Annotated in this window: 13 protein-coding genes and 1 tRNA gene; 1 reads left to right on the top strand and 13 read right to left on the bottom strand. The window is 62.3% G+C overall.

Features of this window, described 5'->3' with window-relative positions; all coding sequences use genetic code 11:
• The first annotated feature begins 2 nt into the window (after positions 1-2).
• The gene (gene metF / locus ABT24_RS05400) at positions 3-854 is read left to right on the top strand and encodes a methylenetetrahydrofolate reductase [NAD(P)H] (protein ID WP_423837790.1); all 852 of its coding nucleotides are present in this window, start codon (positions 3-5) and stop codon (positions 852-854) included.
• A gap of 11 nt (positions 855-865) precedes the next feature.
• On the opposite strand, the gene ABT24_RS05395 is transcribed toward metF, so the two are convergent.
• The 13 genes from ABT24_RS05395 to ABT24_RS05335 all read right to left on the bottom strand — a co-directional run bounded on the left by ABT24_RS05395 (position 866) and on the right by ABT24_RS05335 (position 11962).
• Positions 866-2098 (bottom strand): MFS transporter, encoded by a 1233-nt coding sequence (locus tag ABT24_RS05395; RefSeq protein WP_276727091.1) that lies wholly within the window; start codon positions 2096-2098, stop codon positions 866-868.
• A gap of 137 nt (positions 2099-2235) precedes the next feature.
• Entirely contained in the window at positions 2236-2511 is a 276-nt protein-coding gene (locus tag ABT24_RS05390; protein WP_013123769.1) for a DUF4404 family protein, read from the bottom strand.
• A 79-nt stretch (positions 2512-2590) separates the two neighbouring features.
• A complete protein-coding gene (locus ABT24_RS05385) occupies positions 2591-3451 on the bottom strand; it encodes an aldo/keto reductase (protein WP_276727093.1) in 861 nt (286 codons plus the stop codon).
• A gap of 12 nt (positions 3452-3463) precedes the next feature.
• On the bottom strand, positions 3464-5035 hold the full coding sequence (gene ubiB / locus ABT24_RS05380) for a ubiquinone biosynthesis regulatory protein kinase UbiB (RefSeq protein ID WP_013106462.1): 1572 nt from the start codon (positions 5033-5035) through the stop codon (positions 3464-3466).
• Positions 5036-5042: 7 nt separating this feature from the next.
• Positions 5043-5702 carry a ubiquinone biosynthesis accessory factor UbiJ gene (locus ABT24_RS05375; RefSeq protein WP_276727095.1) on the bottom strand — a complete coding sequence of 220 codons (660 nt, stop codon included), beginning with the start codon at positions 5700-5702 and terminating at the stop codon, positions 5043-5045.
• A 139-nt stretch (positions 5703-5841) separates the two neighbouring features.
• Positions 5842-6756 carry a Tim44 domain-containing protein gene (locus ABT24_RS05370; RefSeq protein WP_276727097.1) on the bottom strand — a complete coding sequence of 305 codons (915 nt, stop codon included), beginning with the start codon at positions 6754-6756 and terminating at the stop codon, positions 5842-5844.
• A gap of 86 nt (positions 6757-6842) precedes the next feature.
• Positions 6843-7592, bottom strand: coding sequence for a bifunctional demethylmenaquinone methyltransferase/2-methoxy-6-polyprenyl-1,4-benzoquinol methylase UbiE (gene ubiE, locus ABT24_RS05365; protein WP_276727099.1), 750 nt, complete (start codon positions 7590-7592; stop codon positions 6843-6845).
• A 29-nt stretch (positions 7593-7621) separates the two neighbouring features.
• On the bottom strand, positions 7622-8041 hold the full coding sequence (locus ABT24_RS05360; RefSeq protein ID WP_013106458.1) for a gamma-butyrobetaine hydroxylase family protein: 420 nt from the start codon (positions 8039-8041) through the stop codon (positions 7622-7624).
• A 328-nt stretch (positions 8042-8369) separates the two neighbouring features.
• Positions 8370-8445, bottom strand: a tRNA-Thr gene (locus ABT24_RS05355).
• A gap of 62 nt (positions 8446-8507) precedes the next feature.
• Positions 8508-9029 (bottom strand): ClpXP protease specificity-enhancing factor, encoded by a 522-nt coding sequence (locus ABT24_RS05350; RefSeq protein ID WP_013106448.1) that lies wholly within the window; start codon positions 9027-9029, stop codon positions 8508-8510.
• An 18-nt stretch (positions 9030-9047) separates the two neighbouring features.
• On the bottom strand, positions 9048-9659 hold the full coding sequence (locus ABT24_RS05345; protein WP_013106447.1) for a glutathione S-transferase N-terminal domain-containing protein: 612 nt from the start codon (positions 9657-9659) through the stop codon (positions 9048-9050).
• A gap of 93 nt (positions 9660-9752) precedes the next feature.
• Complete coding sequence (locus ABT24_RS05340; RefSeq protein ID WP_276727101.1) at positions 9753-10559, bottom strand: cytochrome c1; 807 nt, start codon at positions 10557-10559, stop codon at positions 9753-9755.
• Positions 10559-11962 carry a cytochrome b gene (locus ABT24_RS05335; protein WP_013106445.1) on the bottom strand — a complete coding sequence of 468 codons (1404 nt, stop codon included), beginning with the start codon at positions 11960-11962 and terminating at the stop codon, positions 10559-10561. Before ABT24_RS05335 ends, ABT24_RS05340 begins: the two co-directional genes overlap by 1 nt.
• Positions 11963-11999: the final 37 nt, after the last annotated feature.

The following is an 11999-nucleotide window of genomic DNA, read 5'->3' as shown; positions in this document are numbered from 1 at the left end:
GCATGGCCTCCGCACAATCAGTTTCTCCTCGAGTCAATCTGAGCTTCGAGTTCTTCCCGCCCAAGACGGCCGAGGGTGCGGACAAACTCCGGGCGGTGCGGCAGCGTCTGTACGCGCGCCAGCCCGAGTTCTGTTCCGTGACCTTCGGCGCCGGCGGCTCTACGCAGGAAGGCACGCTGCAGACGGTGCGCGACATCCTCGCCGAAGGCGTGGACGCCGCGCCCCATCTGTCATGCATCGGTGCCAGCCGTGATTCGGTGCGCGGGCATCTGCACGACTTTCAGGCCGCGGGCGTCAAACGTCTCGTGGCGTTGCGTGGCGACCTGCCTTCGGGCTATGGCATCGGCGGCGAGTTCCACCATGCCCGCGATCTGGTGGCGTTCATCCGCGACGAAATGGGCAGCGCGTTTCACATCGAAGTGGCCGCCTATCCCGAGATGCATCCGCAGGCCAGAAGCCCGCTCGATGATCTGCAGCATTTCGCCGACAAGGTACGCGCCGGGGCGAACTCGGCCATCACGCAGTACTTCTACAGCGCTGCGGCCTATCGCCGTTTTGTCGACGACGTGCGCGCGCTCGGTCTCGACGTGCCCGTGGTGCCGGGCATCATGCCCATCACCAATTCCAGCCAGCTGCTGCGCTTCTCTGAAGTGTGCGGCGCCGAGATTCCACGCTGGGTGCGATTGCGTCTGCAGAGCTATGGCGACGACCGCGAGAGTATCCGCGCCTTCGGCCGCGAGGTGGTCAGCAGCCTGTGCGAAGAACTCATCGCCAGCGGCGCGCCAGGGCTGCATTTCTACACCCTGAACCAGGCCGAAGCCACGCTGGCCGTGCTCGACGATCTCGGGCGTTAAGCGGACGACGCTCAAGCGGCTGAGCTCAAGCTGCGTCGGCTTCCACTGGCGGCGTGCAGCAGCAACGCCGCCAGCGCAAAGCCTGCGCCCGCCAGCGTCACGGCGGGCCAGCCTCCCGCCGTCCACGCATGGCTGGCGACGAACGACCCCACCGAGCCACCGATGAAATACAGCGTCATGTACACGGCGTTGATGCGGCTGCGCGCGGCGGCGTCCAGGGCATAGATGCGGGTCTGGTTGGCGATCTGCGCGCCTTGCACCCCGGCGTCGAGCACCAGCACCCCGGCGATCAGCCACCACAGCCCGTGCGTGCCCGGCGCGAACAAGGCCCACGACAGCACGGTGAGCGCCAGCGCGACAAACAGCACACGGCGCGGCCCGCCCGGCTTGTCGCAGTAGCGGCCGGAGATCGGCGCCACCGTCGCGCCCATGATGCCCAGAATGCCGAAGGCGCCCACTACCGCCGGGCCGAAGCCATAGGCGGGGCTTTGCAGCAGCGGCGTGAGCCCCACCCAGAACACGCTGAAGCTGGCGAAAAACAGCCCGCCGGTAATGCCGGCAAAGCGCAGATCGCGATGCAGGGCGAACTGCTTCAGGGTGGAGCCGAGCAGGGCGGCATAGCTCTGGTCTGTGGCGTGGGCATCAACCGGCAGACGCGGCAGCACGCGCCAAAGCATGATCCACATCCCAATGTTCACCAGCGTGGCGAAGGCGAACACCGCTTGCCAGTTCAGCAGCGCCGCAATGCCGCCAGCCAGCACCCGACCGCCCAGAATGCCCACGAGCAGACCGCTCATCACCAGGCCGATGGCCTTGCCGCGCGCCTGCGGCGGCGCGAGGTGCGCCACCATGGGAATGATCTGCTGCGCAATGCTGGAGAGCATGCCGATGGCGAACGAGGCGGTGGCGAGCAGCAGCACGCTGGGCGCCAGCGCAGCGCCGATCAGCGCGGGCACGAGCAGCGCGGCCATGATGAGAATCACCTGGTGCCGCGCATGCCGGTCGCCCAGCGGGCCGAGGAACATCAGCCCCGCGGCGTAGCCGATCTGCGTGGCCGAGGGCACGGCCGCAACACCAGCCACGGTGGTGTGAAACTGCCGCGCGAACTGCTCCAGCAGGGGCTGGGCATAATAGATATTGGCGACCGACACCCCACAGGCCACCGCCATATAAGCAATGAAGTGGCGCGATAGGGGCGGATGTGCGGCGAGTTGGGGGGCAGCGACGGAAACGTTTGCAGACATGGTGAATTTTGCGAATGCACCATTGTCGCGGCGCATCAAAAAGGCCGCTTGTCGGGGGACTTCACTCCGGCCCGCTCGCCCCTGCGTTTTCTCAAAAACGCCGTGCAAAGACTCAGCCCGGCGGCGGGTGCGAGTCTTTACAGCCCTAGGCCGAGCAGCAGGCTGCGCAGTTCGCGCAGGACCAGATCGACATTCGGGTGCTCGGCGGCGAAACGGGTGGCCAGGGTTTGCGCCTGTTCCGCGAGATCGTCGTTCGGCGCGGGAGCCGATTCAGTCTGCTTGCGTTCGAGTGCGGCCTGAATGTCGCGATCCAGGGTCTGCAGCAGGCTCTTGAGCTCGGGGTCGATGGCGGGCTGCGATTGCAGCACGGTGTGCAGGCGCTGCAGGGTGTCGCGGATTTGTGTATCAGACATGATGTAGTTGATTGCAGGAGACTAAGGCATTGTGCCCAGACGCGGCAGGCGCGGCAAGCATACAGCTCAAACGCAGCGGTCAAATCATCGCAAGAGGTTGTTTGGCACCCGGCGGGGCAAAGGCGGCGTCCAGCGCTTGCAGATTGCTTGCCGAGAGCTGCAACTCGGCGGCGGCCAGATTGTCTTGCAGGTGCGCGGTACGCACGGCCTTGGGGATGGCAATGACCTCGGGCTGGCGCAGCACCCAGGCCAGCGCCACCTGAGCCGCGCTGACGCCGAGCCGCTGACCGATCCTCTGCAACACGGGATGGCCGCCGAGCGCGCCTTGATCAATAGGGCTGTAGGCCATGAGCGGTAGCCGGTGGCGCGCCTGCCAAGGCAGCAGATCGAATTCCACGCCCCGAGCGCCCAGGCTGTAATAGACCTGATTGGTGGCACAGGCAGATCCGCCAGGCAGCGCAAACAGCTCTTCCAGATCAGCCACATCGAAATTGCTCACGCCCCAGTGAAGGATCAAGCCGCGGCGCTGGAGCTGGGCAAACCCGGCCAGCGTTTCAGCCAGCGCGTACTCGCCGCGCCAATGCAGCAGGTACAGATCGATGCGGTCGAGCTTCAAGCGCCGCAGGCTGCGTTCGCAGGCCTCGATCACCCCGCGGGTGCTGGCATGGTGCGGGTACACCTTGCTGACGATGGTGAGGTCTTCGCGTTGCGCCTCGCCTGCGGCAAACGCCTGCCGCAGCGCCTCGCCCAGCATGCTCTCGGCGCCGCCTTCGCCGTACATCTCGGCGGTGTCGATCAGGCGGTATCCCATGCGCAGCGCTTCGCGCACCGCAAGGATTTCGTCGGCGCGCGCCTCGGCGCGTTCGCCCATACGCCAAGTGCCCAGACCCAATGCGGGGATGGCGCTACCGTCGGGTAGTGTGCGTTGTGGCATGAGCATGGCAGAAGAGCTTTAAAACAGTAGCTGCAGCCAGTGGCTGTCCACCGCGGCGAGCAGCAGTACCGCCACGATGAAGCCGACGACAAACGCCATCAACGTCTGCAGCAGGGCATTAGTCCGCCGCTGTTCCTGCAGCAGCTCGCGCAGCACGGGGTCGTCGCGCTTTTCCTGCGCCAGCAGGGCCTGATGCAGCAGACGAGGGATTTCCGGCAGGTATTGTGCGTAGCGGGTCGATTCATTCTTGAGCTTGTCGCGGAAGGCAGGCCAGCCCACCTGGCTTTTCATCCATTTTTCGAGAAAGGGCTGCGCTGTTGTCCAGAGATCGAGATCGGGGTCGAGCTGGCGACCCAGCCCTTCGACGTTCAACAGGGTTTTTTGCAGCAGCACGAGTTGGGGCTGAATTTCCACCTTGAAGCGGCGCGAAACCTGAAACAGCCGCAGCAGCACCTGGCCGAGAGAAATGTCTTTTAGGGGGCGGGCGAACTGGGGCTCGCAAACGCTGCGCACCGCCGCTTCGAGTTCATCGATGCGGGCATCGGCCGGCACCCAGCCCGACTCCACATGCAGTTCGGCCACGCGCTTGTAATCGCGGCGGAAAAAGGCAATGAAGTTCTGCGCCAGATAGTCTTTATCGAAGTCGGACAGGGTGCCGACAATGCCGAAGTCCAGCGCGATATAGCGGCCGAACGTCTCGGGCTGCAGGCTGACCATGATGTTGCCCGGGTGCATGTCGGCATGAAAGAACCCGTCGCGGAACACCTGGGTGAAAAAGATATCCACCCCGGCCTTGGCCAGTTGCTTGAAATCGACACCGGCAGCACGCAGCGCGTCGACACGGCCGATCGGCACGCCGTACATGCGCTGCATCACGATCACGTCGCTGCGGCACAGCTCCCAGTGCATCTCGGGAATCAGCAGCAGGTCGAGCGAGGCCATATTGCGCCGCAGTTGCGTGCCGTTGGCCGCCTCGCGGACCAGGTCGAGCTCGTCGTGCAGGTATTTGTCGAATTCGGCCACCACTTCGCGCGGTTTCAGTCGCTTGCCCTCACTCCACAGCCGGTCTACCCAGGCAGCCATGGTGTGCATCAGCGCGAGGTCTTCATCGATGACTTTGTGCATGCCCGGACGCAGCACCTTGACCGCCACCTCGGCGCCGCCCTGTTGCAAGGGTAAGGTGGCGAAATGCACTTGCGCGATCGAGGCGCTGGCCACCGGCTTGCGCTCGAAGGTAGCGAACAAGGTTTCGATGGGTCTACCGAACGAACGCTCGATGATCGCTACGGCGACCTCGGAGTCGAACGGGGGCACGTTGTCCTGAAGCTTGGCGAGTTCGTCGGCGATGTCGGGCGGCAACAGGTCGCGGCGGGTTGAAAGCACTTGGCCGAATTTGACAAAAATCGGCCCCAGACTCTCCAGCGCCAGACGCAAACGCTCGCCGCGTGGACGATTGAGCGGACGCCCGAAGCTGAGCACCCGGGAGAGCCGGCGCAGCCAGGGATGGCGAAAGCTCGACAGCGCCATTTCATCCAGGCCGTGGCGCAGGATGACGGAAACAATCTTCAGCAGGCGGAGCAGGCGGCGCATCGGTCGTTCAGTTCTCGCGGGCGCTCGATTGCTTGCGCAACAGGGCAAGACGCTTTTCCAGCCGTGCGGCTTGATCGCGCAATTCGCGCACTTGTTCTTGCATTTGCGCCAATTCGCCGCGGCTGACCAAAGCACGCGGGCTCGCGGCAAACCAGTCGCGCGCATCGTCGTGGGCACGCGTCCAGGCTTGCTGTCCCTGTGCCGCCAACTTTTGCCCGGCCCGGGAAATGCGGTGCGCAGGAATATCGCCGACGAGTTGCGCGAGATCGTCTTCAGCATCCCAGCGCACGTGGGTCATCAGCCATGACAGCGTCTGGGCCAGCTCGGCGTCCCCGGTGATGCGGGCGCCCGTCAAATTCAGCGGCGCGCGCTTGGCGATGGCCTCACGCAAGGCATCCAGATCGAGGGTGATGTGCAGGTCGGCCTCATCATTACCGAGCGCTGTAGACGTTGCGGTGCGCAGCAAGCCTTGCGGTTCGATCTCCCAAGGCAAATCAACCCCCAAAGCAGTGAATACCACCGTCTTGCCTGCATGGGCGCCAAGCTTGCCCTGAGCGCGTGGGTCGGATGCGAGCAGATGATTGAGCGCTGGCAAGACCAGGTACTGCAGTCTGTGCACCAGCGAAGTGCGATCGGGAATCAAGGGCTGAAGGTCGGGAATGCGCATGAGGAATGGCGTTTATTGACGCATTCTAGGAGCCTGTCTCCGTTGAGGAATTTGGTCGCGCAAGCGCTGCATGAAAAACGCCGCAGCGCTTGCGCGACTGCGGCGTAGAGTGAAAGCGCAGCAGGGTATATTCGGTGCGTCAATTCAACTGCTGAATACCGGCCAGTTGCCAACCGCTGGAGCCATCGCGAGGTTTCACCAGGTTCCACACCTCGCGCACCGGGCTCGCGCCACCCCAGGTTTCTTCGCGCACCAGACCGGAGAACTCGACACTGGCAACGTATTCAGTCGGGGTTTCTTCCAACGCGAGCAGCGAGGCTTCGAGGGTCACGATTTCCGTCTTGTTGGGCGTCATGCCGCGTTGTTGCAGATCGGCAGCCAGGGCGTCGTACATCTCGGCGGTGGCGAAGGTTTTCAGGCTGTTCAGATCAGCCGCATCCCAGGCTTGCTGCAAGCGGATGTAGTGCTGCTTGGCGCTCGCCAGAAACCCGTCGCGATCAAAATCGGCCGGAATGCTCGCCCCACTTGCGGTTTGCGAACCGGCACCAGGCGTCCACTGCGCTGGCATATGCGTTTCGACGCCCAGCGGAGCCTGCGCATAGCCCTGCGAAGCGCCTGCATATTGCATGGGCTGGGCGGACTTGTCAGTGCTGGACTTGCGACGCAGCAGATTGAAAATCCAGAACGCGGCCAGCGCGAGCAGACCGATCATCAGCGCCGAGCCGAGGAAGGAGCCCAGCGCGCCGCCGAAGCCGAGTGCGTGGAACAGCGCGGCAAGACCCAGACCGGCAGCCAACCCCCCCAGAATGCCGCCCCAGCGGCTGGGCTGCTTGGCGGGCGGTGTGGCCGCGGCCTGCTGACGTGTGGCGGCGGGCGCGGCTTGTTGCGGCGGTGCCGCTTCGCGCTGCGTAACGGCATTGCTTTGCCGCCCCATGCTCTTGCCACCGCCCATACGTTTGGCATGCGCATCGACAGCGCTCAGTGCGAGACCTAGAGCGAGAGTCAACGTCAGGCCGAAAGTCATAAGGGTGCGAAGCAAACCAGTCGTTTTCATGCAATTTCCAGAAAGTCGAGAAGAAGTGACATTTTGTTACCAGATCGGTGGAAAAGTTCAATGCGCGCGTTTTGCATTGCGTCAGCTCAAAATTTCTGTCCGATATGTAGCGCAACGACGCCAGCTGTCAGGTTGTGCCAATCGACATGACCGAAACCCGCTTCACGCATCATGCCAGCGAGGGTTTCCTGATCCGGGTGCATGCGGATGGATTCGGCCAGGTATTGGTAGCTCTGCGGGTCGCCCGCAACCATCTTGCCCAGGCGCGGCAAAACCTGGAAGGAGTAGAGGTCGTAGGCCCCGCGCAACGGCGCCCAGGGCTTGGAAAACTCCAGCACGAGCAATTTGCCGCCCGGCTTTATCACACGTTGCATCTCGCGCAGCGCCGCATCTTTGTGGGTCATGTTGCGCAGGCCGAATGCCACACTCACTAGGTCGAATTGCGCGTCCGGGAAGGGCAGCTTTTCGGCATCGCACAAGAGCGTCGGCACCAGCACGCCAGAGTCGATGAGCCGGTCTCGGCCCGCCCGCAGCATGGAGCCATTGATGTCGCTCATCACCACCAGGCCAGTGGGCCCGACATTGCGGGCGAAAGCGCGCGACAGATCGCCGGTTCCCGCAGCGACATCCAGCACGCGCTGACCTGGGCGCACACCCGAGAGGGCAATGGTGAACGCCTTCCAGACGCGGTGCAGGCCGCCACTCATCAAATCGTTCATCACGTCATAGCGCGACGCGACCGAATCGAACACACCCCGCACGCGCGCAGCTTTTTCATCTTCGGCAACCTGCTGGTAGCCGAAATGGGTGGTAGAGGTGGATTGGGTATCGGACATGGGAAGCTCAATGCGAGGGTCAGTAAGGATTAGTGAGACGAGCAGTGGTGTGCGTTGGACGTAGCCTCGGGCATGGGCGCGTCGCGGTCGGCACCGGCAGCCTGTAGGCGGTTCAGATAGTCGGCCCAGAGCGACTCCTGGTTTTGCCCCAGGAAGTGCAAATAGTCCCAACTGTAGATGCCGCTGTCATGGCCGTCCGAGAAATGCGGCTGGATGGCGTAGTTTCCGACCTGCATCACACTATCGATCTCGACGAGACGCTTGCCAGTCTGCAAGGTTTCCTGCCCAGGCCCGTGCCCGCGCACCTCGGCAGACGGCGAAAAGACCCGCATCAGCTCAAACGGCAGCAGGTATTGGGTTCCGTCGGCATAGGTGAGTTCGAGCACGCGAGATAACTTGTGCAGAACGATGGCCTGAGGCCAATCGGTGCGAGGGGTGGGAGAGGGCATGAGCAGATACCGAACTGATATAGGTCTATTGTCTCTCAGAGTCGCCAACAGCATTTGCCCCCTGCGGCAGGCATGGGCGGTTCTGGTGAGGAAGAGATGAGAGAAAAAGAGAGAGACGAAAAACGGAGGCGAAAAAAAACCCAGGTCGATGTCGACCTGGGTGAATTGCACACTCCCTGAAAGAGCCAGTAAAGGCTCAGTCACCATTTGATACAAATTGAGACGAGTTGTCCAGATAATTTTTTATCCGACTTGTTCGTGCTGGAATTACGCGTGCATGCGCACTGCCTGGCATCAGGCAGCATGGACTGGAATCCCAAACTGAGATTGGTGCCGACTATCCGAATCGAACGGATGACCTACCGCTTACAAGGCGGTTGCTCTACCAGCTGAGCTAAGTCGGCGTAGGCGCTGTTGAGCGCCGGGTTGCGTGGGCCGGTTATCCGGTGACCTTGAGGCCGCCGGACTACTTCACGCGGGTCAGATGCGCTCCGCCGGGGCGGGGGGCGCCGGGGGGCGGTTCGGAGGAAGGTTCTTCCGATTCCGATGCTTTGGATTTTACCGGCTGCAGCCGCGTGGGCTTGCTGGCTTTAGCCGGTTCGTCCTGGTCTTCTGCGGCGGGTGCGTTGTTGGCTTCACCGATCTCGGCTGATTCGTCAGCGGTTTCGACCGGAAAGGCCATACCTTGGCTGTTTTCCCGCGCATAGATGGCTGAGACTTGACCGATGGGGACAAGAATGTCTCTGGCCACGCCGCCGAAACGCGCCTTGAAGCGAATTTCATCGTTGCCGATGTTCAGCGCGCTGGTGGCGTCAAAGCTGATGTTAAGCACGATTTCACCGTTTTTCACGAACTCCATCGGTACCCGCGCACCAGCTCCAACCTGTACGGCCAGGTAGGGAGTCAGGCCGTTATCCGTGCACCATTCGTACAGGGCGCGGATGAGGTAGGGCTTGGTTGAGCCGATGTTTTGCGAATCGCTGTTCATCACGGTGCACCGAACTGCTTACTTGCGCATGATCTTTTCGGAGGGCGTGAGCGCCTCGATGTAGGCGGGGCGTTGGAAAATACGCTCGGCATACTTGGCCAGCGGCAGCGCCGACTTGGGCAGATCGATGCCGTAATGATCGAGGCGCCACAGCAGCGGGGCGATGGCCACGTCGAGCATGGAAAAGTCTTCGCCCAGCATGTATTTGTTTTTGAGGAATACGGGCGCGAGCTGCGTCAGGCGGTCGCGAATGGCGCTGCGGGCCTTTTCGAGCGCTTTTTCGTTGGACTTGGTGGCGCGCGATTCGAGTGTCGTCACGTGCACGAACAGTTCCTTCTCAAAATTGAACAGGAATAGCCGCACGCGGGCGCGGGCCACCGGATCGCCGGGCATGAGCTGCGGGTGCGGGAAGCGTTCGTCGATGTACTCGTTGATGATGTTGGATTCGTACAGGATGAGATCGCGCTCGACCAGGATGGGCACCTGTCCGTAGGGATTCATGACGCTGACGTCTTCGGGTTTGTTGAACAGGTCAACGTCACGGATTTCGAAATCCATGCCTTTTTCGAACAGCACGAAGCGGCAACGCTGCGAAAACGGGCAGGTCGTGCCGGAATAGAGCACCATCATGAATGCAGACTCCTGAAAGACGAAACGGGGTGGCAGCGCCACCCCGGCGATACGGATTGGGCTGCGCACCCGGGGTGCGGGCGCTAGCCAGAGTTAGGTGACATCTTTCCAGTATTCGGATTTCAGCTTCCAGGTAATGAAGCTGAACAATCCCAGGAAAATGAGCACGATGACGCCAAGGCGCTTGCGGAACAGTTGATCGGGTTCGGCCATCCACTGCATGTAGGCGACGAGGTCGGCAACCGTCGAATCATACTCGGTTGTCGATTCCGACCCCTTCGTCAGCTGGGTGTAGCCGACGAAAGTCTTGAGCTTGATGGCCGGATCGGCGGGGTCGGGGCCGACCTGGAAGTTGGCGGCGCGCTCGCCCTGCAACATCCACAGCGGGTTGGGCATGCCCACGCCGGGGAAGACCAGATTGTTCCAGCCGGTCGGCCGCGTATCGTCGCGGTAAAAAGTGCGCAGATAGGTGTAGAGGTAGTCGGTGCCGCTGCCGCGATGAGAGGCCAGCGCCTTGGTGATGATGGACAAATCGGGCGGATCGATGCCGAACCACTTCTCCGCCTGAACGGGCGTCATGGCCACACGCATGGTGTCGCCAATCTTCGCATCGCCGAACATCAGGTTGTGCTGAATCTGGTCGTCTGTCAGACCGATGCCGCGCAGGCTTTCATACCGCATGTACTTGGCGGAATGGCAGCCGATGCAGTAATTGACGAACAAGCGGGCGCCGTTTTGCAGCGCCAGCACATTGTTGACCCGGTAGGGGGCATGATCGAGCGGAATTTCTTGCTCTTCCGAGGCGGCGCTGGCGGCGCCTTGCAGCATCAGCCCGAGCAGCAACCCCAGGCACAGACGTCGCAGAAGCGGGTGCAGGATGGAGGTCATGGTGGCGGACATCAGTGGGCTTTGTAGGTCAGGCGTTGCGGCACGGGTTTGAATTCCCCCAGGCGGCTCCACCACGGCATGAGGAAAAAGAAGCCGAAGTAAAGCAGGGTGCAGGTAAGCGCCACGGCGTAGGCCACGGGCGAGGGCGGCTGGATGCCGAAGTAGCCCAGCACCACGAAGTTGATGGCGAACAGGGTGTAAACGGCGCGGTGCCAGGTGGGGCGGTAACGGATCGACTTGACGGGCGATTTGTCGAGCCAGGGCAGGAAGAAAAAGATGATCACGGCGCCGCCCATGCTGACCACCCCCCAGAACTTGGCGTCCACCGAGGCAAGCGCCCAGAACAGCAGGCCGCCGCCCACGGCAAACGAAACGGCGCGGCCGGGTTTGCCGCGGTTGCGCCACAGGGCAAACAGCGTGGCCACGACCACCACGCCCATCCAGATGTGCACGGTGTTGCTCGTCGTCGCGCGCAGGATGGAGTAGAACGGCGTGAAGTACCAGACCGGGGCGATGTGCGGCGGGGTTTTCAGCGGGTTGGCCGGAATGAAGTTGTTGTGCTCCAGGAAGTAGCCGCCGAACTGCGGCGCGAAGAACACCACAGCGCAGAAAATCATCAGGAACACGGACAGCCCGAACAAATCGTGCACGGTGTAGTAGGGGTGGAACGCCACGCCATCACGCGGAATGCCGCGGCCGTCTTTGTTGTCCTTGATTTCGACGCCGTCCGGGTTGTTCGAGCCGACCTGGTGCAAGGCGATGATGTGCGACCCCACCAGGCCGATGAGCAGCAGCGGAATGGCGATGACGTGGAAGGCGAAAAAGCGGTTGAGCGTGACATCGCTCACCACGTAATCGCCACGAATCCACACCGCCAGATCGGGGCCGATGTAGGGGATGGCGGAGAACAGGTTGACGATGACCTGCGCGCCCCAGAATGACATCTGTCCCCACGGCAGCAGGTAGCCGAAAAAGGCCTCGGCCATCAGGCTCAGAAAGATCAGGCAGCCGAAAATCCAGATGAGTTCGCGCGGGGTGCGGTAGGAGCCGTAAATCAGGCCGCGAAACATGTGCAGATACACCACGATGAAAAACGCCGAGGCCCCGGTGGAGTGGATGTAGCGGATCAGCCAGCCCCAGTTGACATCGCGCATGATGTATTCGACCGAGCCGAAGGCCAGCGCGGCGTCGGGCTTGTAGTTCATCACCAGGAAAATGCCGCTGATGATCTGAATGGCCAGCACCACGATGGACAGTGAGCCGAAGTAGTACCAGAAATTGAGGTTTTTCGGCGCGTAATACTCGGTCAGGTGCGCGCTCCACAGCGAGGAGAAGGGAAAGCGCTTGTCCACCCAGCCGCGCAGCCCGCCGTGTTCGGGGGCGGCGTGCGCGCCGTGCAGCGATTGATCGGCCATTGAGGTGTCTCCTGTTTGTTTTGTGGGGAGGGTGCAG

Source organism: Thiomonas sp. SCN 64-16 (assembly GCF_001725585.1).
Taxonomy (GTDB): domain Bacteria; phylum Pseudomonadota; class Gammaproteobacteria; order Burkholderiales; family Burkholderiaceae_C; genus Thiomonas; species Thiomonas arsenitoxydans.
Note: the sequence above shows the minus strand (reverse complement) of the source record. Positions and strands in the feature narration are given on the sequence as shown.